Origin of the sequence: Bradyrhizobium lablabi (assembly GCF_900141755.1) — a bacterium.
GTDB classification, from domain to species: Bacteria; Pseudomonadota; Alphaproteobacteria; order Rhizobiales; family Xanthobacteraceae; genus Bradyrhizobium; species Bradyrhizobium lablabi_A.
On sequence record NZ_LT670844.1, the window covers coordinates 5,088,073 to 5,110,216 of the forward strand.

General features: G+C 60.7%; 23 protein-coding genes. 19 read left to right on the forward strand and 4 right to left on the reverse strand.

What is annotated here, in order from left to right; all coding sequences use genetic code 11:
- The first annotated feature begins 119 nt into the window (after window positions 1–119).
- The 15 genes from aspA (at window position 120) to B5526_RS23765 (ending at window position 18,732) form a co-directional block, all read left to right on the forward strand.
- A complete protein-coding gene (gene aspA / locus B5526_RS23695; protein WP_079542184.1) occupies window positions 120–1,577 on the forward strand; it encodes an aspartate ammonia-lyase in 1,458 nt (485 codons plus the stop codon).
- 410 nt (window positions 1,578–1,987) lie between these two features.
- On the forward strand, window positions 1,988–2,716 hold the full coding sequence (locus B5526_RS23700; protein WP_154071415.1) for a response regulator transcription factor: 729 nt from the start codon (window positions 1,988–1,990) through the stop codon (window positions 2,714–2,716).
- A gap of 100 nt (window positions 2,717–2,816) precedes the next feature.
- Window positions 2,817–3,395 carry a hypothetical protein gene (locus tag B5526_RS23705; RefSeq protein WP_079542189.1) on the forward strand — a complete coding sequence of 193 codons (579 nt, stop codon included), beginning with the start codon at window positions 2,817–2,819 and terminating at the stop codon, window positions 3,393–3,395.
- Window positions 3,396–3,810: 415 nt separating this feature from the next.
- Complete coding sequence (locus B5526_RS23710) at window positions 3,811–4,647, forward strand: hypothetical protein (protein WP_079545249.1); 837 nt, start codon at window positions 3,811–3,813, stop codon at window positions 4,645–4,647.
- A gap of 137 nt (window positions 4,648–4,784) precedes the next feature.
- Window positions 4,785–6,731 carry a hypothetical protein gene (locus tag B5526_RS23715; RefSeq protein WP_079542191.1) on the forward strand — a complete coding sequence of 649 codons (1,947 nt, stop codon included), beginning with the start codon at window positions 4,785–4,787 and terminating at the stop codon, window positions 6,729–6,731.
- Between the two features lie 308 nt (window positions 6,732–7,039).
- Entirely contained in the window at window positions 7,040–8,893 is a 1,854-nt protein-coding gene (locus B5526_RS23720; protein ID WP_433994593.1) for a type I secretion system permease/ATPase, read from the forward strand.
- A gap of 32 nt (window positions 8,894–8,925) precedes the next feature.
- Window positions 8,926–10,290: an HlyD family type I secretion periplasmic adaptor subunit gene (locus B5526_RS23725; protein ID WP_079542193.1), complete on the forward strand. Its 1,365-nt coding sequence runs from the start codon at window positions 8,926–8,928 to the stop codon at window positions 10,288–10,290.
- 46 nt (window positions 10,291–10,336) lie between these two features.
- A complete protein-coding gene (locus tag B5526_RS23730) occupies window positions 10,337–11,902 on the forward strand; it encodes a GNAT family N-acetyltransferase (RefSeq protein ID WP_079542196.1) in 1,566 nt (521 codons plus the stop codon).
- A gap of 38 nt (window positions 11,903–11,940) precedes the next feature.
- The gene (locus B5526_RS23735; protein ID WP_079542198.1) at window positions 11,941–13,884 is read left to right on the forward strand and encodes a hypothetical protein; all 1,944 of its coding nucleotides are present in this window, start codon (window positions 11,941–11,943) and stop codon (window positions 13,882–13,884) included.
- Window positions 13,885–13,925: 41 nt separating this feature from the next.
- Window positions 13,926–14,960, forward strand: a complete 1,035-nt coding sequence (locus tag B5526_RS23740) for a TAXI family TRAP transporter solute-binding subunit (protein WP_079542201.1) — start codon at window positions 13,926–13,928, stop codon at window positions 14,958–14,960.
- On the forward strand, window positions 14,957–15,586 hold the full coding sequence (locus tag B5526_RS23745) for a hypothetical protein (protein WP_079542204.1): 630 nt from the start codon (window positions 14,957–14,959) through the stop codon (window positions 15,584–15,586). The genes B5526_RS23740 and B5526_RS23745 overlap by 4 nt, the downstream gene beginning before the upstream one ends.
- A 30-nt stretch (window positions 15,587–15,616) precedes the next feature.
- Window positions 15,617–16,120, forward strand: a complete 504-nt coding sequence (locus B5526_RS23750) for a DsrE family protein (protein ID WP_079542206.1) — start codon at window positions 15,617–15,619, stop codon at window positions 16,118–16,120.
- 39 nt (window positions 16,121–16,159) lie between these two features.
- Complete coding sequence (locus B5526_RS23755) at window positions 16,160–16,363, forward strand: hypothetical protein (RefSeq protein ID WP_079542209.1); 204 nt, start codon at window positions 16,160–16,162, stop codon at window positions 16,361–16,363.
- A gap of 96 nt (window positions 16,364–16,459) precedes the next feature.
- Window positions 16,460–17,047, forward strand: a complete 588-nt coding sequence (locus B5526_RS23760; RefSeq protein WP_079542211.1) for a class I SAM-dependent methyltransferase — start codon at window positions 16,460–16,462, stop codon at window positions 17,045–17,047.
- Window positions 17,048–17,319: 272 nt separating this feature from the next.
- Window positions 17,320–18,732: a metal-dependent hydrolase family protein gene (locus B5526_RS23765; RefSeq protein ID WP_197688365.1), complete on the forward strand. Its 1,413-nt coding sequence runs from the start codon at window positions 17,320–17,322 to the stop codon at window positions 18,730–18,732.
- Between the two features lie 30 nt (window positions 18,733–18,762).
- Here the strand turns inward: B5526_RS23765 and B5526_RS23770 are convergent, their stop codons facing one another.
- Window positions 18,763–19,569, reverse strand: coding sequence for a transglutaminase-like domain-containing protein (locus B5526_RS23770; protein ID WP_079542215.1), 807 nt, complete (start codon window positions 19,567–19,569; stop codon window positions 18,763–18,765).
- A 365-nt stretch (window positions 19,570–19,934) separates the two neighbouring features.
- On the opposite strand from B5526_RS23770, the gene B5526_RS23775 reads away from it, so the two are divergent.
- From B5526_RS23775 to B5526_RS23790, 4 genes are all read left to right on the forward strand, one after another.
- On the forward strand, window positions 19,935–20,198 hold the full coding sequence (locus B5526_RS23775) for a hypothetical protein (protein WP_079542217.1): 264 nt from the start codon (window positions 19,935–19,937) through the stop codon (window positions 20,196–20,198).
- A complete protein-coding gene (locus B5526_RS23780; RefSeq protein ID WP_079542219.1) occupies window positions 20,195–20,491 on the forward strand; it encodes a hypothetical protein in 297 nt (98 codons plus the stop codon). Before B5526_RS23775 ends, B5526_RS23780 begins: the two co-directional genes overlap by 4 nt.
- A 90-nt stretch (window positions 20,492–20,581) precedes the next feature.
- Window positions 20,582–20,776, forward strand: coding sequence for a hypothetical protein (locus tag B5526_RS23785; RefSeq protein WP_079545254.1), 195 nt, complete (start codon window positions 20,582–20,584; stop codon window positions 20,774–20,776).
- A gap of 87 nt (window positions 20,777–20,863) precedes the next feature.
- Window positions 20,864–21,142, forward strand: coding sequence for a DUF1488 domain-containing protein (locus B5526_RS23790; protein WP_079542221.1), 279 nt, complete (start codon window positions 20,864–20,866; stop codon window positions 21,140–21,142).
- A 57-nt stretch (window positions 21,143–21,199) separates the two neighbouring features.
- Here the strand turns inward: B5526_RS23790 and B5526_RS23795 are convergent, their stop codons facing one another.
- The 3 genes from B5526_RS23795 to B5526_RS39480 all read right to left on the reverse strand — a co-directional run bounded on the left by B5526_RS23795 (window position 21,200) and on the right by B5526_RS39480 (window position 22,021).
- The gene (locus B5526_RS23795; protein WP_079542223.1) at window positions 21,200–21,421 is read right to left on the reverse strand and encodes a hypothetical protein; all 222 of its coding nucleotides are present in this window, start codon (window positions 21,419–21,421) and stop codon (window positions 21,200–21,202) included.
- Window positions 21,422–21,463: 42 nt separating this feature from the next.
- Window positions 21,464–21,712, reverse strand: coding sequence for a hypothetical protein (locus B5526_RS23800; RefSeq protein ID WP_154071416.1), 249 nt, complete (start codon window positions 21,710–21,712; stop codon window positions 21,464–21,466).
- Between the two features lie 174 nt (window positions 21,713–21,886).
- The gene (locus B5526_RS39480) at window positions 21,887–22,021 is read right to left on the reverse strand and encodes a hypothetical protein (protein ID WP_283807551.1); all 135 of its coding nucleotides are present in this window, start codon (window positions 22,019–22,021) and stop codon (window positions 21,887–21,889) included.
- Window positions 22,022–22,144: the final 123 nt, after the last annotated feature.

Consider the following 22,144-nt stretch of genomic DNA (forward strand, 5'->3'; position numbering starts at 1 on the left):
CGCCGGCAGGCATTTTCGGATCGGGGCGCGAGATAATTCCACTACCGATCGCAACAGGGCTTGGAAAATCCGGCTCACCCTGCTCTGATCGGCTCTCACGAACACCCGGAGAGGCTCCAATGACGACGCGACGCGAACACGATCTTTTGGGCGACCGCGATGTTCCGGCGGAGGCTTACTACGGCGTCCACACCCTGCGCGCAGTGGAAAACTTTCCAATCAGCGGCACGAAAATCTCGATCTATCCCGACCTGATCGCGGCGCTGGCCTCGATCAAGCTGGCGGCGGCGAAGAGCAACCAGGAACTCGGGCTGCTCGACGATGTCCGCGCTAACGCCATCGTCGCCGCCGCGGAGGAAATCAGGGCCGGGGCGCTGCACGAACAATTCGTGGTCGACGTCATCCAGGGCGGCGCCGGCACCTCGACCAACATGAACGCCAACGAGGTGATCGCCAACCGCGCGCTGGAACTGCTCGGGCGCACCAAAGGCGATTATCATTTCCTGCATCCGAACGAACACGTCAACATGAGCCAGAGCACCAACGACGTCTATCCGACGGCGCTCAAGCTCGCGGGCTATTCCGGCATCATGCGGCTGGTCGACGCCATGGCGGTCTTGCGCGGGGCATTCGAGGCGAAGTCGGAAGAATTCAAGGACATCGTCAAGATGGGCCGCACCCAGTTGCAGGACGCCGTGCCGATGACACTGGGCCAGGAATTCTCGACCTATGCGGTGATGCTCGGCGAAGACGAACAGCGTTTGAAGGAAGCGGTGCTGCTGGTTTGCGAAATCAACATGGGCGCGACCGCGATCGGCACCGGCATCAATTCGCATCCGGATTATGCCGGTCTGGTCTGCCGGCATTTGCGCACCACGACGGGCATACCGGTGGTGACGGCGGCCAACCTCGTCGAAGCGACGCAGGACTGCGGCGCGTTCGTGCAGCTCTCCGGCGTCCTGAAGCGGGTCGCGGTAAAACTGTCGAAGACCTGCAACGATCTGCGGCTGTTGTCGTCCGGGCCTCGCGTGGGCCTGGGCGAGATCAATCTGCCGCCGATGCAGGCGGGCTCCAGCATCATGCCGGGTAAGGTCAATCCCGTGATCCCCGAGGTCGTCAACCAGATCGCCTTCGAGGTGATCGGCAACGACGTCACGGTTTCCTTCGCGGCCGAGGCCGGCCAATTGCAGCTCAACGCGTTCGAGCCGATCATCGCCCACAGCCTGTTCAAGAGCGTCAACCATCTCCGCTCCGGCTGCCTGACCTTGGCCGAAAAATGCGTCAGCGGCATCACCGCCAATCGCGAGCATCTGCGCCGCGGCGTCGAGCGCTCGATCGGCATCGTCACCGCGCTCAATCCCTATATCGGCTACGCCAACGCCACCGAGATTGCCCAGCAGGCGCTGGTCTCGAACAAAAGCGTCTACGATCTCGTGCTGGAAAAGAAGTTGCTGACCCGCGAGCAGCTCGACCAGATCCTGCAGCCGGAAGTACTGACCCAGCCGCGGTCATTTGCCATCACCTCCGCCGGCGGGAAAACCGAAGTCGTCACCGTGGGCCCAAGACAGATCGATTGAAGAAATTCGATCCCGGGAAAATGTGGCAGCGCGCCGCTAAAATGTGGCGGGGCGCGCCGGTAAAATGTGGCAGCGAGCCAAGTAAGAGCTGTTCCGCCCGTTCGATCGTGCTGCGGCGGTATTGTGAGGATTCGTCATCGAATCTTCACGAATAATGCCTTAACTGGGTCAACGGTCCTGCCGTGCTGCGACCATCCGACGCATCGTCGATCAAACAGAGTTCGGCGTGACGCAACGATTGCATCAACTTTCGCGAAGACGTGCGCAGCAGCAACAACGTCTGCGAGAATTTTGCGCCTTGTTCCACATGCGACTCTTCGTCTTGCTCTTAAAATTGCCACCAAGTTGCCGCCAAATTAACTTCAGCTATATTGCTTAAAAATTTCGCGCAAAAAAAATTAAGCTCACCGTTGTTCCAAAGGGAGATCAGTTGCGTAGAGGAGGTAATATCCATGTCGATCATTCTCCTGATTGAAAAGAGATTGTTCCTTAGAAATTGTCTTCATGATTGCTTCGACAGATCATACCCCGAGCACGAGATATTTGCGTTCGGCAGCATTGCTGAGTGGTGTAATTCGGTTGAAAAGAAAACGCTGAAACCCGCCGTCGTCATATATTTTGCGGCGACGGGAATCGGCCTCATGATGAAAAGCGAATTTGAGCGCCTCGAAGGTCTTGTCCCCAATACGCCGATTGTCGTTGTTTCGGACACCGCGAGCTCCGATGAGATCGCGCGGATCATCGGCTACGGCGCGCGCGGCTACGTCCCAACAAGCATGCCGTATCACCTCGCCGTCGAAGCCGTCCGCTTTGTCGAAGCCGGCGGCACATTCGTGCCGGCGGGCAATATGCTTGCTAGCCGTGACCGGCACAGGAAGCCGGCGGGAGCGAGTGCTCTGACGGAGCGGCAGATGAAGGTCGTCGAGGCCGTCGGCCGCGGTTTCGCAAACAAGCAAATCGCCTATAAACTCAAGATGAGCGAGAACACGGTGAAAGTGCATCTCAGGCACATCATGAGGAAGCTGAAGGTGAGAAACAGGACGGAGATCGCGATCATGACGCGGCGCCTTCTGGATGAGGCCGGCGAACTCCAGCCCAGCGGCAGAGCCGGCAAACTCCAGGACCGACCTTCGCTTTAAGGCCAGTTTGCCGCGCTAATTCAAAGCGTGGCGCTGAATTTATTGCGCGACAGCAGCCGGACCCGCGCGTGGTCGCCTGCACTCATGCAGGCGACCAGCCATGATGCAGGTAACACCAGTGCTCAGTCAGCTTCCGCCCAGACCGGACTTCGAGGCGATGGCGGCCGCGGCTCCGGCGTCTGCCGATCGCCGGACGATGATCTTGTCGCTGATCGGAAATCTGATTGTCAGCTGGTCGAACAATGAGAGCTTGTTCATCTACGTGCTGATGATCCTGCTGGATACCGATCAGCCGTCGGCCGCCATCGTTTTCGCGACCCTCAATACCACCCGCGCCCGGCTTGACCTCATTCAGCGGCTAGCGAAAATCAGGCTCAAGGATCCGAAGCTCGACAAGGCGTTATCCAAATTGATCGATCGGTTCAATCGGTCGACCGCTCTGCGTAACGAATTCAATCATTGCATGTATATCACCGACGAATCCGGTCAGATCACGCATACCCAATCGATGAGGCTTGTCGAAAGCCGGGAGCATTTGCAGTTCGGGATCAGTAAGCCTCTCGACGATGTCAGGCTGAGAAGCATGGTCGAAGCCGCCAAGGAAATGTCGAACATCAATCGCGGTATTTGGGATCTGCTGCCGCAGCTCCAGCTTCATCTGCAGTCCACGCGGCCATGATCGGCGTCGGGGCCTCGGCCGCCGGCTGCACGCACGTCCTGAACTCGCGTTTATCGGGCCCGGCAATGCCGAGATGGGCCGGCGCGCTGCGCCGCATTCACTTCGCGCGTGGTGATACAGGCGGTATCGGGTGGTGGGCGGCTAATCCAAACGGGTTAGGTCGGTACTTCGAACGATGCTGCCGGTACCTTGAAGGATTATGCCCATACCTCCAAAGAAATTGACAGCTACCGTTTGTGTAGCTGGTCGAACATTCCTCGATGAGCGAGCCTAAACTCGCGGCCCCCTGCGAAAAAGGTGGCCGTCGTTGGGAGGACCAACGTGGCAGATGCATCGTGGCTCTTGGCGATCGCCGGCGCAGAAGATCAGCGATTTCTAAATGGCGACGATGCTCCTAACCGAACAGGAGCTCGCTATGGGTAAGCCAAACAAGAAGTATGACCCCTCGCAAGAACAGGAACAGGCGCAAGCCAACCTTCAGGGTCAGCTGCAAGGACAAGGACAAGGCCAAGGACAGGGCCAAGGACAGGGCCAAGGTCAGGCCCAAGGCCAGGCCCAGCTTGCCGTACAGTCGCTCGATTCGAAGAGCAACAACGACAACAAGAACAGCAACGACAATAAGAACAGCAACGACAACAAGAATAGCAACGACAGCAAGAACAGCCTCGACAACAAGCTCAGCAACAAGACCGATAACTCCACCGACAACAAGGTCGACAACAGCCTCGACAACAAGGTCAACAATAATGTTGAAAATAACGTCCAAAACACCGTCGACAACAAGGTCAATGTCAGTGTTGACGTCAATCTCGACCTGAAGGCCACCGGCCTGAGCAGTCCCGTGATCGATCTGCACGGAATTAACGTCAACGATGCCTTGGTGATGCCGGAAGTGGTGAACCAGACCCTGAACGGCGGCGGCAATATTTTCCACCTCGATCAGGTCAACAACATCATCGGCGACACCAAGATCGAAGACCCGACCGTGACCTTCAACGGCTCCAGCTCGCCCGATTATACGGGGGGCGGCTTCCACATCGATGCCAAGGTCGACGGCGGCGACTCCAAGGTCTCCGGCGCAAGCATGGGCGACGCCGTCGGTGCGGGTGCCGGCATTACATCGCACGCCGATGCCACGCTGACGCAGTCCGCGTTCAACCAGACCATCACCACGGGTGCCAACATCCAGTTCAACAGTGCAACCATGGAGACTGCCGGTCAAAATCTGACTGACGACCACCATACGCTCTAGTCAATTGTTCGACCCGCGCGGCGCCTGCCGCGCGGGTCTTCTCACGATTTAATTTCATGCTGTAGCTGCATTTTGCCAAATAGAAGCTGGATGGTCGCTGCGCGGCCATAACAGTTCACGGCTGGAGGGAGGCTCCTATGGCGTCAGCGAGCTTCGTTGAAATCATCTCGCATTTCGCAGGATATCTGCAAATCTTTCAGGACATCGCCCGCGACCGTATCGAATACGATGAGAGCCTCGCGGCCCGTCCGTCGGATGACTACACCACGCCGCGTCCGCATTACGATCATCCGTTCACGCCTGACGACATGGACATCGTCGCGGGTCCGGCGCCGGACTTGATACCGGCCGATCCGCTTCATTTGGCCCGCTTTGCTCCGATCAAGCATCTGCGCGATCTGCCGCCGCCTGAGCCGGATTCCTTTCCACCTTCGCCGCTTCCGAACATCCTGCTGCCGATGGCTAGTGGTGCGGGCGGTGGCGGAGGCGGACACCACATCGAGCATCATATCAAGGTGGTGTACCAGCCTGGCGACGCGCAGAGCGAAATCGAAGTCCACCAGCAAAATCTTATGTTCAACGACGTCACCATACTGCCGGCGGGTGCCGTTCTTCCCGACGGCCAGGCCCTGCAGCTTGACGCCGACACCTTGGCCACCATCAAGCACATGGCCGACGACGCCAACGCCCATATTCCAAGCGACTGGTGGATTCCCCAGAACGGCACCGGGGCTGCGGATTTCTTGAACGCGCATGACGCCAATTGGGCGGCGAACGGCGGAATGCCGGACGCGCATTCGGTCCAGCCCGGCTACTACCTCAACGGCGTGCTGCAGGACCCGGCGACGCCGCCTCCAGACCAGACGCCGCTAGCCGCGCCAGCGCCGCTGCCGGACACCGGCCACGGGCTCGGCCAATGGGCGGTCCTTGGCAGCAACGACAGCACCAACGCGGCCCTGATCGTCGACCTGACGCATTCGGCGCGAACCATGGTGGTGATGGGAGATTACTTCAAGACCGACGCCATGTTCCAGACCAACACGACGATCAACCACGACCACATCAGTGTGTCGGGCGGAATCGGCACGCCATCGATAACGACCGGTGACAACGTTGCCACCAACATCGCCGACTTCGTCCAACATCCCGGCGTCTACAGCACGATTCCGGTCACCTATGCCGGCCCGAACTGGAGCGTCGATGTGGTCAACGGCGACTACTACAACGTCCATTCGGTGATCCAGGACAACTATCTTCTTCACAACGGCATCATCACGCAGACCAGCGCCGATACCCACTACGATCTCGTCGGCGGCAACAATCAGCTCGGTAACCTGGCGCGGATTTTCGATGGCACCATCCATTACGACCTGATCGTGGTGCAGGGCGCCTATCACGGCATGAACGTGATTTTTCAGAACAACATCCTCTTGAACAACGATCAGATCAAGATGGCGGCCGACGGCACCGATCCGTCCCAGTCGGTGACCTCAGGCCATAACAACCTCCTGAACGAGGGGACCATCGAGAATTATGGCGGCAACAGCTTCAGCCCGTTGAGCGTCGATGCCAAGACCATCGATGGCCTGCTTGCCTCCGGCGCGACCTCGCTCGATCCGAACCTCGGCGCCGCCATCGCCGGCAGTGGCGGCACCTTCCACGTGCTTTACATCACCGGCAACTATTACGACGTCAATGCGGTCTGGCAGAACAACGTCACCGACGACGTCAACGTCATTTATCAATTGCAGAACCAGCCGTCGGCAGGCGCGTTGTTATACCACCCGGACGGAACCGTAACGCAGTCGGTCAGCACCGGACACGACAGGCTGGCCAACGACGCCGCGATCATCGACGTCAATCCGGACAAGGCCTACGTCAACGGACACGTCTACACCGATTCAATTCTGGTGCAGGCCAACCTGCTCCCGACCCACCAGGACAAGGCCGTCAATGCCGACACCCATGCGCTGGTGCCGGAGCTGATCGCCTTCGTCAACGACAGCCAGGACCCCACACATCACGCTCCCGCCATCGTGCCGACGGTCGCACACAACGATCCGATGGCAAGCATGTTGAGCTAGCACGAGGCTTTCAGGATCATTCCAACAGACCATGAGCATGGCAGGAGCGGTAAATGTCGTTGGGCGGGGACGATCGTTTTAGCGGTGCGCAGGGAGCACATCCAAATCAACCGGACGATGGAACGGCGAGGACGGCCAGGATAATTCCGCTGCGGACGACGCTTGATGCATCCGCACCCGTTGACGATCCCTTTGTCAAGTTTGCAGATGAGGGAGCGTCTGCATCGCGTGCCAAAATCGCCGAGCCGCCGCCGGTCGCGCCATCCTTGCGGGAGGAGGGCAAGAGCCGGGCACCGGGATCCACCGTCGTGATCGAGCAGCCGGTTCCTGCTCCGCCGTTGAAGAGCGGCGGCGACAGGGACGGTGGTGGCAGCTCCGGCGGCGGAGGCGGTGGAGGTGGTCGCGGCGGAGCGCCGCCGTTGCACAGGCGTTCCAGCGACCATGAGTTTCGCGATGTACTTGGCAAGGGTCTTGCGAGAGCGCGCCTCAACCTCGTGACCGTGGGCGTCTTCTCGGTTGCGGTCAACTTGCTGGTGCTCGCCATTCCGATCTATCTGTTCAACATGTCCGACCGCGTGCTGACCAGCCGCAGCACGGACACGCTGATGATGTTGACCATGATCGTGGTCATTGCGATCGCGGCGCATGTTCTGATGGACATGATGCGCCGCATCATCCTGATGCGCGTCGCAGTCGAGACCGAGGCCCGATTGGGCGGACCGGTTTTGAGCGCCGCCGCCAAAGCTGCGCAGGGCGGATCCAGCCGGGAATTCCAGACCTTGGCCGACCTGCAGCATCTGCGGTCATTCATCACCGGTCCGGTGCTGCTGACCATGTTCGATACGCCGGTGACCCCGGTTTATTTTGGCGTGGTGTTTCTGATTCATCCGCATCTCGGCTTCATTGTGCTGTCGTCCGGCGTTGCCCTTGTTGCGGTCGCGCTTTTGAACCAGCGCGTGACCGCGGCTTCGTTCACGCAGGCGAACAATTACGGGGCGAGAGCAAATTTGCAGGCGGAATCGATGGCCCGCAACGCCCAGGTCATCAATGCGATGGGCATGATTCCCGAGGGCGTCCAGGTCTGGGGCCGCGAAACCGTGGAATCGTTGAAGGCCCAGGTGATCGGGCAGGACCGCAATATCGTGATGACGGGGCTGTCGAAGTTCCTGCGGCTGAGTACCCAGATCGCCATCCTTGGATGGGGCGCGTGGCTGGCGCTGGAAAGCCAGATGACCAGCGGCATGGTGATTGCGGCATCGATCGTGGCGAGCCGGGCGCTGGCGCCACTGGAAGGCACCATCGAAGGCTGGCGCAGCTTCGTCCAGGCGCGTTCGGCCTATGCCCGGGTCAAAACCTTGCTGCTGAACTCGCCGCTCAACATGGAGCGGCTGCGACTGCCGCGTCCCGCCGGTTATCTCAACGTCGAGCGAATTCTTTACGTGCCGCCGCCGAACAAAAAGGTGATCCTGAACGGCATCAGCTTTCAACTCAAACCCGGTGAATCGCTTGCCATTGTCGGGGATTCCGGCACCGGCAAAACCATGCTGGCGCGGATGCTGGTCGGATCCATCATTCCAACCGCGGGCAGCGTACGTCTCGACATGATGGATCTGCGCAACTGGGATCCGCGGCAATTCGGCGAGAGCGTCGGCTACCTGCCGCAGGATGTGCAACTGTTCCCCGCTTCGATCAAGGCCAACATCGGGCGGATGCGCGAGGATGCCCGCGACGAGGATGTCTTCGACGCGGCCGAGACGGCTGATGTGCATGAGATGATCTCAGGCTTTGCACAAGGCTATGAGACGATCGTTGGCATGGATGGAAGTCCGCTGTCGGGCGGCCAGCGGCAGCGGATCGGGCTCGCGCGCGCGTTTTACGGCAACCCGCGGCTGATCGTGCTCGACGAACCAAACTCGAACCTGGATGCGAACGGCGAGCGGGCGCTCGCCAAGGCATTGCTGCGCACCAAGGAGAAGCAAATCACGGTGGTGACGATCACGCAGCGCGCCGCGCTGCTGCAGAGTGTCGACAGGATCATGATTCTCCACCAGGGGGCCGTGCAGGCCTTCGGCACCCGCGACGAGATCATTCCGATGATCACCGGGCGCAAGCCGCCCAATATCCCGGGCGGGCCGGGCGATCCGCCACCTTCGAGCGCATAGCAACCGCGGATTTCGAGAAACGAGGTTAAGCGATGGCCAGCAGGCAAATTGCAGTCCGCACCGCGGAGGCAGAGGGAAGCTGGTATGATTCCCTGCCGCGATCGACGAAACTTCCGACCGTTGGCGGCATCCTGATCCTCTTCGTGGCGACGATGGGTTTCGGCGTCTGGGGCAACATGGCCCCGATCGCCGGCGCCGTGGTCGCGTCAGGCGTGTTCGTGGCCACCGGGCAGAACAAGATCATCCAGCATCTCGAAGGCGGAGTGATCCGCGACATCTATGTCCGCGAAGGCGACACCGTCGAACCGGGCCAGCTCCTGCTCGACCTCGACGACACCACGGCGCGAGCGGAGTTGCAGCGTCTGTATCTGCGTCGCGTCAGGTTGTCGGCGATCGACGCCAGACTGCAGGCCGAGATGCGCGAGGAGCCGGAAATCCGCTGGCCGGAAGACGTGACCAATGCGTTGATGGTCTCGCCCGAGGCGAAAGAGATCGTCGACAGCCAGAAGATGACGTTCACGGCGCGCCGCAACAACATGAACAGCGACATCAAGGGCATCGACGACAGCATCAAGGCGCTGGAAGAAAGAATACAGGGATCGCGGGTGCAGCTCGAAGGGGTGAAGAAGCAGATCGTGCTGCTCGACGAGGAAATCGAGACCAAGGATCGGCTGGTGCAGGCCGGACTTGTGCGCAAGCCTGAATTGATGGTGCTGCAGCGATCGAAGGCAAACCTGGAAGGCGAGATCGGCCGCATCATGGGTGACGTCGGCGATGCCAAGGAGCGCATTGCGCGTGCGGTCGAGCAGATCAACGGCGTGCGCAAGACCGCGATCAAGACCGCCGTCGAGCAGATGCACGAGGTCCGCGGCGAACTGGCCGACGTCCGCGAGCGCATGCTGGGCGCCAAGGGCGTGCTCGACCGCACCCGGATTATCGCACCGGTCAGCGGCGTCGTGGTGAAGCTGCGCTATCACACGCAGGGTGGCGTGGTCGAAGCCGGCAAGAACATCATGGAGCTGTTGCCGGTCCACGAGGAATTGATCATCGAGGCGCGGTTGCGGCCGCAGGACATTGACAGCGTCAAGCACGGTCAGAAGGCGACGGTGAGGCTCACCGCGCTCCAGCAGCGGATCACGCCGATGGTTTCCGGAGACGTAATCTATCTGTCGGCGGACACGCTGGCCGACGAGAAGAAGTCGCAGCAGGTCGGGCCGACCGACGTCTACATGGTCCGCGTCAAGCTTAACAGCGAAGAGAGCCGGAAAATTCCGGACTTCAGCCCGACGCCCGGCATGCCGGCGGAGGTCTATATCAAAACCTCGGAACGGACGTTCTTCCAATACATCGTCAAGCCCATCCACGACAGCATGTCGCGGGCATTCCGGGAGCGCTAGGCATCGAACAAGGAACCAAACGCATCAGGTTGGAAAGGCGTGCACCGTGCATATCGACATCATCGAAACGTTGCCTTCATTGGCCAAGCTCGAGGACAACTGGAACGCCGTCTACGATGCGGATCCCGAAGCCCAGATATTTCTGTCGTGGAAATGGCTGAACGGGTGGCTGTCGCATATCGAGGGCCCATGGTTCATCCTGGCGGCGAAGGCGGCCGACAGCACCGACGCACCCTATGTCGCGTTCTTTCCGTTGCGGTTGCAGACCACGATCGAGAAGGACGTTCTTCATGAAGTGAAGATGGCGGGGAACTTCTCTGCCGATTATACCGGCATGGTTTGCGCGCCTGATGCGGAAGGCAAGGTCATCCCCGCCTTTGCCCGCTACATCAAGCAAATGCATTGGGCGCGCTTGAACCTTGAAAATGTCAGGATGTCGGAGCGGCGCTTCCGGTTGTTGCTGGCCTACTTCCCGAAGGCCAATTTCCAGGTGACGGAGGTGAACAGGGTCGGCAACAACGACGGCATCGATAACAGTGTCTGCCCCTACGCGGCGCTGCCGAAGGATTGGGAAGCCTATCTGCTGTCGCTGAGCGCCAATACACGGCAGAAGATCCGGCGTCTTCTGAAGCAGGTCGATGCCGACGGCGAATATCGGATTACCGTTTCGACCCCTGAGACTTTCGCGCGGGACCTCGACACCTTGCTGCGGTTTTGGGCGATCAAGTGGCGACCCCGCAAAGGCGATCTGACCGACAAACTGGTTCGCTCCAACACCATCACGCTGACGCGCAGTTTCAAGTCCGGATTGGTATTCCTGCCGACTTTTTGGCAGGGCGACCGGCCCGTCGCGGCGCTGGCCACACTGGTGGATCAGCGCAAGCGGACCTTCTCGTTCTATATCACCGGGCGCGACGAGGCTTTCGACGGTCCGCCTCCGGGACTGCTCCTGCATGCCTTCAGCATCCGTCACGCGATCGAAAACGGCTTTTCTGAATACGATTTTCTGCGTGGTAACGAGCCTTACAAATATTCGTACCATTGTGCGGAGCGCAAGATCCATTGCACGCTGGTGGAGACCAGGAACGGCAGGAACCTCGGTGACGGGATCGACCCTCGGAGCATTCCTGACGTCCTGGAACAGGCGACCGACCTTCACCAAAAGCGTAACCTTGCCGCGGCGGAGCGTGGCTATCGGCGGATCCTGGATGTTCAGCCAAAGCACGCCGATGCGCTGCACCGGCTTGGGCAGTTGCTTGTCGCGAACGATAACCATGCCGGAGCCAAGCGGCTGTTCAAGACGCTTACCATGGTCCGTCCCGACGCGCCCAAGGCGTGGCTTTGTCTGGCACAGGCCTGCGAAAGCCTGGGGCAGCATGCCGAGGCAATCCAACCTTATCTCGAGGTCATGAAGTTGAGCCCGGACCAGGCAGACGGATTTGTTGGCCTGAGCCGGGCGCTGGTGAAGCTTGGCCGGATCGAGGAGGTCAACAACGCGCTGCTATCGACGTTGGGTACGACGGAGAAGCCCGCGGTGCGAAAATGGCGGGGATCCGATCGAGCGTCGGCAGTCACCCCCCGGCTGCACGAGGAGAGGCAGCTTTCGTCCTAGATGGGGAGTCTTCAATTTGATCCGGAGGGGTCCTTTGCATGCGCCGCACGATTGAGACCGCACCGCGGGACGGGAACGTCATCATCGTCGAGGATGATGCGAGGGGCACCTATGATGTCGTTCACTGGTCGGCAGAGACGGGTGAGTGGGTCGGTGAAAATGGCGAGCCGACCAAGATCGCGCCGTCGCATTGGTACCCGATGCCGAGGGAAAATTTTCTTAAGCAAGAGCAAGGGCTCGATGTATCGACCAGCCCCTCCCGGGCCGGGCCGCCGACGTCGCGCGCACGCCGTTATGGCTTCCTCCCTTTCTCGCCGAGGCGGACTGCGCCACAACGGCCGACAACCAAAGACGTCATTGCACCTCGTTCGGTTGCGTCGGCTACTCCGACGACCGTTGCGACCGTCAAGGCGCAGGCCACTGCGGCCGAAGCGAAGCGTCGGCCGCATGCGCGGCGGGGATTTGCAACCTCCCCGATCGCCGCAACCCTCCTCGCGGCGGCGTTCATCGGCATGTATTTCCACGCCGAGGTCGCCGCTTATGCGGCGCGATACCCCGGTCTCCAGGATATCTTTAAGCAGGAGATCCAGGCGAGCCGGGACTGGCGGAAAACCAACTTATCGGCGCTTCAGCGGCGGGCCGAAGGCGATCATGCCAGTGCGCAGCCGGTGCTGGAGGCTGCGGCGGTCAAGCAGGCAGTAGCGGCGTCCGTGCCGGACGCGCAACAATCCCTGGGGAAGGAGCAGCGTGCCGAGGCTTTGGCGAAGGAGCTTGCCGAGGCCCGCCACACTATCGATGGGCTCAATCTGCAGCTGCGGACGGAGGCCGCGACGAGCGCACAATTGCTCGAACGGGAGCACGGAAAAGCGGCCGCCCTCGTGCAGGAGGCGACCGCCGCGCGACAAGAACTGGCAGCGAGCGCGGGGCAACATCGTCACGCGGTCGAAGAGGAACGCGCTCGCAGTGTCGCTCTGGCGAGCGAACTCGCGATGGCGCGCCGCGAAATCGAAACAAACGCAGCGCTGCTGAACAAGGCGCGCGACGATGCGGCGCAATTCAAGCAGAGTGGGGAGAAGACGACGGCGGAGCTGCAAAAGGAGCGCGATAGGGCCGAGGCGTCGTCGCGCGAACTGGCGATTGCACGCCGCGAAATCGAAACCAACGTAGCGCTGAACAAGGCGCGCGATTATGCGGCGCAATTCAAGCAGGCTGGGGAGAACACGGCGGCGGAGCTGCAGCAGGAGCGCGACAGGGCCGAGGCGTCGTCGCGCGAACTGGCGATTGCGCGCCGCGAAATCGAAACAAATGCTGCGCTGCTGAACGAGGCGCGTGACGATGCGGCGCAGTTCAAGCAGACCTCGGAGAGGGTGACGGCGGAACTGCAGCAGGAGCACGACAGGGTCGAGGCGCTGGCAAGCGAACTCGCGAAGGCGCGGCGGGAGGTCGAGACGCAGGCAGCGCAGTTGCGCAAGGCGGACGGCGAAGCAGCGCAGCTCAGGCAGGCGGCCGCGAGCGCAACGGCCGAACTGCAGCAATCTCTGCAGCAAGAGCGCAACAGGGCCGAAGCAATGGCGCGGGATCTTGAAGCCACGCGGCGCACGCTCGATGGCCGCGCTGCGCCTGAGCACGCCGCGAACAGCCAGAGCGCTGAAGTGACACCAGCCGCGGAGGCGACCGCGACCGTGCAGCCAGCGACCACAGAACCGCAAGGCAGTCCGGAAGCGGCCAGGTTGATCGCGCGCGCCAGCGCGCTGCTCGGCCAGGAGAATATCGGTGCAGCACGTATCGTGCTCGAGCGCGCTGCCGAGATGGGCAGCGCTCAGGCCAGCTTCATGCTCGCGGAGACGTACGATCCCATCATTCTATCGGCCTGGGGGACGTACGGAACGCGCGGCGAAGCGAGCAAGGCGCGCGAGTTTTATGCGAAGGCCCAAGCGGGTGGCATTCAGGAGGCGAAGGATCGATTCAGCGCGTTGCGTTAGGAGGAGAAGCCGAATTTTGGTGCTCAACAGGAGTTCATAGAATGAACAGGATTCTGAAACGGCGTTTGTCACTCCTGCTCGCCGCATTCGCGCCGGTCATTTTGGCGCTTCTGCCGGCTGTCGTGGAGGCGCAGAGAGCCAATTTGGATGCAGGCCCGTCACGGCGCGTCACGGCGCACGAGGCGGAAAAAGAGAAGATGAACGCCTGGACCGTCGGCCTCGCCGGCGGCTTGCTTGAGGGTGCGCCTATTCGCCTGGCCGCGGAGATGGGCCGCGTCGTCGACGACGGGCCAAACCTGCATGTCTTGCCGATCGTCACCCGTGGTCCCACGGAAAATCTGAATTCGCTCCTTTATCTGCGTGGCGTAGATATGGCGATCATCAGTTCCGACTCGCTCGAAGAGTACAAGATTCAAGTGCCGCAGATACAGAGCCGCATCACCTACCTGCTCAATCTCTTCCCGTCGGAGGTGCACGTGTTCGTTCGGCCGGAGATCCAGAGCCTGCAGGATCTCGCCGGCAAGAAAGTGAATTTCAACACCCAGGGTACGGCCGCCGCCTATACGGGGCCCGTGATCTTCAGCCGCCTCGGCATTGACGTGGAGAAGACCTTCATTCCCCATCAGGTCGCGCTGGAGCAAATGCGCAAGGGCGAGATGGCGGCGGTCTTTTTCATCACGTCGAAGCCGGTCGACGCTTTCGTGCGCGGACGCTGGGAGCCCGGCTTCAAGTTCCTACCAGTAAACTACGAAAGCAGGTTCGAGGATTACTATCTTCCCGCGGTATTGGAGGCGAGCGACTATCCTAATCTGATCAAGCAAGGCGAACGTGTGTCCACGATCGCGGTACCGACCGTTCTGGTCGCGTACAACTGGCCGGCAAAATCGAACCGCTATCAGCGTGTAGCCCGCTTCGTCGATTACCTGTTTTCCCGGCTCGACAGGTTGCAGGCGCCGGGTTTCGACTCGAAATGGAAGTCGATCAACCTCGCTGCGACCGTGCCCGGACTCACTCGCTTCTCGGCGGCGCAGGAATGGCTGGATCGTAAGGCGCGGAATGCGCAGGCGCCTCAATGAAGACCGCGGCGATCCCACTGTCTGTCGCCTTCAACGTCGCGGGAGCAATCGCTTTCGCACAAGGCGCGAGCGATGCGATGTCGCATCTTCGCGCCTGCTCCCTCATGGAACGTGCAGCGCGGTTGGAATGTCTGGAAAATCTGTCACGTAACATCGCGCCGCCGGCCCGCCCAGCGTCGGCAGGCGACAACTGGATTGTCAGCGAGACCACCTCGCCGGTGGACTATACACCGATGGTTGTCGCCACCACGCTTTCTCGCGGCGGCCCGGATGGCTCGTCAATGCAGCTCTCCATTTACTGCCGCGGTGGCCGCACCGAACTGGTGCTCGCAGGATCGGCAATCCGCAGCGGCGAGGACCATGCCATATCGTACCGCATCAATGACGATCAGCCGGTGCAGCTTGCGGCAGGCCCGCCTTCGTTTGGAACAGGTGCCGCGTTCACGGGCGATGTCGTCCGCTTGTTGCAGTCGCTTCCCGAACAGGGCGACTTCGCCGTCCATCTCTCGACCCGAGCCGGCGCCGCCCAGGACGGGCATTTTCTGCTCAGCGGACTGAAGATGGTGCGAGAGAAAGTAGCTTCGGCGTGCAAGTGGCCACGCGTCGTTGCCAAGCCACGCAACTGATGGTCATCGAACAATCATGGGAGAGGCACGATGATAAAGTTTGGAAATGCTGTCAGATTGGTCGTGGGCGGCTTAGCCCTCCTCATCATCGCGCCGGCATCGGCGGCGGTGCTGGCGAAGAAGCAAACGGCGGCGCAGATATTGAAGCAGCCCGCCGACCACAACAAGCTGCATCGCCTGATCTTGCAGGTGAATACCAACGACCCTGCGATGATGAATCTCGCGCTCAACAATGCGACAAACGTCGAGCAATATTACAAGGACCTCGGCGAGAACGTGACGATCGAGATAGTCACCTACGGTCCCGGCCTGCATATGCTGCGTGACGACACCTCGCCGGTCAAGGCGCGGATCAAGGCGATCGCGGAGAGCACGCCCGCGATTTCCTTCGAGGCTTGCGGCAATACCCAGGAAAATATGCATAAGGCCGAGAACAAGGAAATTCCTATTATTCCGGAGGCGAAAGTCGTGAAGTCCGGCGTGGTGCGCGTCATGGAGCTGCAGGAGCAGGGCTGGACCTATGTCAAGCCGTGAGCTGCTGCGATCCGACTAAACCAACCGTATCTCGGGGCCATGAGTTTGTGGCCGGACCAGGCCGACGGCTTTATCGGCCTGAACCGGGTGCTGGTGAAGCTTGGCCGGATCGAGGAGGTCAACAACGCGCTGCTATCGACGTTGGGTACGACGGAGAAGCCCGCGGTGCGAAAATGGCGTCCATCCGATCGACCGTCGACAGTCACCCCCCGGGTGCACGAGGAGAGGCAGCTTTCATCCTAGACTGTGCTCCAACGTCGCGTTAGTAGGATCGGGCCCTCACCACCGGCGCTGACTTGTTGTCGGTGCCGATCAATCTCGCGAAGAGCGACGTCGTGCATGGACCGCGCAACGCTTGAAGCTTATGAGCAGAACGCCGCTTCGTTTGCCTGCGACTGGGAATCGCAGCCTGCGCCGGATGACATCTACGACATCATCCGCCGCTTCTTCCGCCAGGGAAAAACCGCCGACATCGGCTGCGGCAGCGGCCGCGATACCGCATGGCTCACGCAAAATGGCTTTGCCGCGACCGGTTATGATGCGTCCGAGGGCTTGCTCACTGAGGCGCGGCGGCGGCATCCGGATATTCAATTTCGCCCCGTGACGTTGCCGGAGCTCTCCGGCATCGCGGAGGAAAGCTTCACCAACGTGTTCTGCGAAACCGTCATCATGCATTTGCCAAGGGAGGCGATTGCCGCCTCGGTGGCGCGGCTGATGGCGATCCTAAAGCCTGAGGGGACGCTCTATCTGAGCTGGCGGGCGACGGAGGGGCACGACCGGCGCGACGAACGCGGGCGGCTCTATGCCGCCTTCGATGCCGGTCTGGTGTTGCAGGCTTTGACGGGATCGAAGATTCTGCTCGACGAGCAGCGCGTCAGCATCTCTTCCGGCAAAACGGTCCGGCGCATCGTCACGCGAAAAGTTTAAAATTCGTAAACGCTGCAAGCAGCTACTCCCGCGGTGGCTTGGGCATGCATGTCGTGCTAGGGTTGACGATCCAAATGTCAGCCAAAATGACCGCGACAAGAAAAGATTCACCGTCGTTTTTCTCACGGCTTTGTCAACGAACTAGTCTAACCGCCTTTGGCGCATCGGCCTTGGGCGAGGCAACTGAACGAGTGCCCGCATCCACCGTTCGTGAACGGCTGCGGAGAGTAATGGTGTAACGGGTCTCTTGCCTTCCAAGAGGAGCATGCACGATGAACTCAAGAAATTTTCACGTGAAGCGTATGTTATGTCCGCCGCTATTGGCGGCGGCGCTGCTGTTCGGGCTTTACCAGCCGGGTCTCGCGCAATACGAAGCGCTGGAGCTCGGACCCGAAGAGGCCGCCCCCGCTTTGCCTGCTGCCGGGGCGACGCTTTTTCAGAATGTCCGCATCTTCGATGGCAGGAACGCCGCGCTGTCTTCGCCTTCCAGCGTGCTCGTGAGAGGCAACATCATCGAGCAGATATCGGCTAACCCGGCCGCCACGGAGGCCGGCGCCGCCGTGATCAACGGCAACGGCCGCGTGCTGATGCCGGGCCTGATCGACGCGCATTGGCATATGTTCATGGCGGCGGTGTCTCCCGCGGTCCTGGCGACGGCCGATCCCGGCTATCTCAACCTGCTGGCGGCGCGACAGGCCGAGGCGACGCTGATGCGGGGTTTCACCACCATCCGCGACATGGGTGGTCCTGTGTTCGGATTGAAGCGCGCCATCGACGAGGGCGTCACCGTCGGTCCGCGAATTTATCCCTCGGGCGCGATGATCTCGCAGACCTCGGGCCATGGAGACTTTCGGGCTCGCTACGAAGTTCCGCGGACGCTGGGAGGGCCGTTGAGCCAGTCCGAAATCGCCGGCGTCGCGGCCATTGCCGACAGCCCCGATGAGGTGCGGCTGCGCGCGCGTGAGCAATTGCGACATGGCGCCAGTCAGATCAAGCTGATGGCGGGCGGTGGCATCAGTTCTCCTCACAATCCGATCGAGTCGACCCAGTTCACCGAAGCGGAGCTTCATGCCGCGGTCGAGGCGGCCGAAGGATGGGGCACCTATGTGGCCGTGCATGCCTATACGCCGGACACGATCCGGCAAGCGATCGCCGCCGGCGTCAAGTGCATCGAACACGGCCAGCTGATCGACGAGCCCACCGCCAAGTTGCTGGCGGACAAGGGTATCTGGTGGAGCTTGCAGCCACTGACCTACGATGCCGACGTTTTCGCGCGGATGAGCCCGGTGTCGCAGAAGAAGGCGCTGGTGGTGTTCGCGGGAACCGAGAACGCCTACAAGCTTGCAAAGAAGTACAAGGTCAAGACGGCCTGGGGCGCGGATATTCTGGGTGATGCCGGGGCTGCCAGCCGGCAGGGGCAATATCTCGCCATGATGGTGCGCTGGTACACGCCCGCCGAAGCGCTCAAGATGGCGACCGCCGACAATGGCGAGTTGATGGCTCTCTCCGGCTTCATCAATCCCTATCCCGGCAAGCTCGGTGTCGTCGAAGCGGGGGCACTTGCGGATCTCCTGCTCGTCGATGGCAATCCGCTCGAGGACCTCAACCTTGTCGCCAATCCCGACAAGAACTTTGTCGTCATCATGAAGGATGGCCGAATCTACAAGAACACGCTGAGCAAGTGATGTCGACCAGGGTACGTGCTGTCCCGCCGGCTAGACCAGCTCATCCGTCCATACTTTGAAGCTGACCAGCGTGTTCGGCCCGAAAGTCTGGGTAAGCGGAACGTCGGCGGCGTCGCGTCCCTGGGCGATCAGCACGCGCCCGATCCGCGGAATGTTGTTGCGGGCATCGAAGGTGTACCAGTGGCCGCCCAGATAGGCCTCGAACCAGCCGGCAAAATCTCCCGCGGCGTAGGGCGGCGGCATGCCGATGTCGCCGAGATAGCCGGTGCAATATCGCGCCGGAATATTCATGCAGCGGCAGAACGCGACGGCCAAGTGCGCATAGTCGCGGCACACGCCCTTGCGCTCGTTGAACACCTCCCACGCGGTCATGGTTGCCCGCGCATGCTCGTATCCGAAGGCGATGTGGTTGTGAACGAAATCGCAAATCGCCTGGACCCGCGCCCATCCCGGCGGTGTCTTCTCAAACAGCTTCCACGCAACATCGGAAAGCCGGTCGGTCTCGCAATAGCGGCTGCCAAGCAGATAGACGATGGCCTCCGCCGGTAGATCTTCTACCGCGTGCTGCGAAGCGGTGGGAACGATGACATCGGGCAGACCGCTGTCGCGCACCGTGCCATCGGCCGCAAGCCGCATGCGCCCCCTTGGCGCGACGAACCGGCTGCACCAGTTGCCGAAGCCATCACGATAGGGCGTGATGGGCACGGCAGGGCTGGTGGTCAAATAATCGGGCACCACGATGTCGGAGGCCCGCGTGAAATGCGTACCGAGCACCGCGATGATGGGCGTCGGCTGCGGGAAGTCGTAGATCATCTCGAAGCCGACGCGAATCTTCATCCGAAAGCCCCGAGTTCCAGTCGTTTGCGCCAAGCAGCAAAAGCACGCCGCCTTCGCTGAGTAGCACCGGGGCGGCTCCTGAACGGCGGTCGAAGTGGCGTTTGAACGTATCGCTGCAGGCCTTGAGCCGGATTGCGCGACGATTTGGCCTGCAAATTTCCAAAAAAATTCCGGCGCACGGCGGAGATGGCTACGAAAGCGGCCCAATACAAGGCCAGGCGAGGGTTATTCGGCATGACGCCGCCGCTGGCGCGAGAAAGCGATAGCTAATCGGGCCGAAAGAGCGCACGGTGATGCATGCACAACGACGGCGCCGGGGCAGAGCTGTTTGCGAAAGCAGAACTGCGTTCGAAAGCGAGTCCGGCATGACCACACGCTCGCGGCGGGAAACCATCACTTTCAAGCACCCCTTCCGGATCAAGGGTATCGATCGCCTGCTGTCGGCGGGTGCTTATGAGGTCATCACCGATGAGGAGATGATCGAAGGATTGTCATTCCCCGCGTTCCGCCGTGTTGCCACCATGATCATGGTGCCGGCGGCCGGGCCGCGCAGTTCGACGATGGAGATGATTTCCATCTCCTCCGTCGCGCTGTCCGACGCGCAGCGCAACGACGCGAGTGCCGCGTGAGTGACAAGCCGCTCGATCTCGACAGCCACCGCGGCATGGCCGCACAGAAAGCGACCGACATGCGGCGGATTCTGGCCGACGTCGAGAGCAACGCAAAGGGCCTGCGCGATCGGCAGGGGTTAATCGAAAACCAGCTTCTGCTCGTTCCCGCCGCTTCCTGGCCGGAGGCGGCCACCAAGGCGCGCTACGTCTTGAATCTATACGCCGCGGGCTTGGGCTCGGACGATACCCATCATCGCGATCTGGTCGCGGCGGTATTTGCGGATTTTGCCCGGCTCTCCGATGAGAGTTGAGCGAATGGTTGTTCGCCGAACAACCGGAAAACTTCACCCTGCGTTCGAAAAAAATTCGGCGCCGACCTGAAAGCACACTTCATGCTCTACATGCAAAATCTTTCGCCTCGCCACGTCAAAACCGAAGAGTCGCTCCGGCTCGGCGTTGTGTCGGGCTGGTACAGCACGAAAGTCAGCGGAACGTTCGTCTCAGGCCCGCATGACACCGAAGCCGATTGCCTTCGCAAAATCGCCGAGATCAATCCGCCACCGGCGAAAGTCGTACGAGGCGCGCCCACCGTATAGATCGAGGCAGGGACAAAGGGCGATCCTGCCTTGATACGACGTCACGGCATCTTCGAGAAGAAAGCCCTTACGCAGGAGGCAAATCAAATGGCACTCACACGCGGCAGCTTTCGCGGCTATGAATATGACCGGATGGTGATCCTGTTTTCGATGATCGACGGTCAAAAGGAGATACCATGTGCGATCAGCACCTCCGCCCTGGATGATCTGGAAAGCCTGGCAAAGAGCAAACCGGACGAGCGCGAAGCCCAATTCATGCGGCTGCGCGATCGGATCGAGGAGCGCGCCGCTCGCAAATTCGTTGCCAGGGAATTCGAAGGCACGCCTCCCGGCATCATCTTGCGCAGTCTCGATTTCCGGCAATAGTTCCGCGAAAAAGGCTCGTGCGCTGGCTTGGTGTCAGGCGGCCAGCGACCGGGTCGACTACGAGTCGTCCAGCGCCTTGATAGCTTTGTCGGCCGCAATGGCCGCACTTTCTTCGGAGCTGCTGTCTTCTGTCGTGACAAATCCCAGGATCGTCAAGCCCTGCCTTCTTGTGGCTATCTGAACAATCGGCGTCACATTGGCGCGCCAGCGTCCGGGTTTCCGCTGAAAAGTGACGATGTCGTAGTCAGACGCTTTGGCCATGGTCGTGCCTTTTTCCACGCTGTCTGCGCGAAGCGGGAGACATCGTGTTATCCGCTCATTTCAACACCCGCGACAGATAGTCTTCAGCTTGGCGGCAGTTCGGGCGTCTTCGACGATGAAGGGGTCTTTGTATGCGGTTCGCGATGCGTCGTTTTCAACAGCTGTGGGCTTTTCCATCTTCGGAGGATGGGCCGCATCGTAACAAGCAAGCCGCCCGCTCGTGCTTTCGATCGCGCGGCAATCTGGTCCGGCGGCGAGAGCGCCTTGCGCGAATGCGCAGAGCGCCAATACCGCAAAAGTCATTTTCATCTGGTTTCCTTTTGCGGGTGACATCACCCGCTGCATATCCACAATCAAAACACGCCCGTTCCACGAAGGCGTTGGCCAATCGGGCGGCACTCCGCAAACAGAGCCGCCAGCGCGCTGGCGATCAAATGCGCTTGCCCCATAAATTCGTCAGATACTGACGTAGCCGTTGCGTCACTATTTCTTTTTGCCGGAACCGAAGGACGGCTGCCATCCCGCGGTCTTTTGGCTCGGCGCTGCGGCAATTGTCTTGATCTTCTCTTTTTTGGGTTTCTTGGACTCCCGATTACCCTTCTGCTCGCCTTTGGCCATGCTGATCTCCCAGGGGTTGACGATGACACAGTTATCGAATGCTGAATTTGACGTGGCGCAGCGCGCCAGGCTTCAATTGATCTTCCGCGGCAAGTCTGGAGTTTGGGCAAGGACGTTCATTCG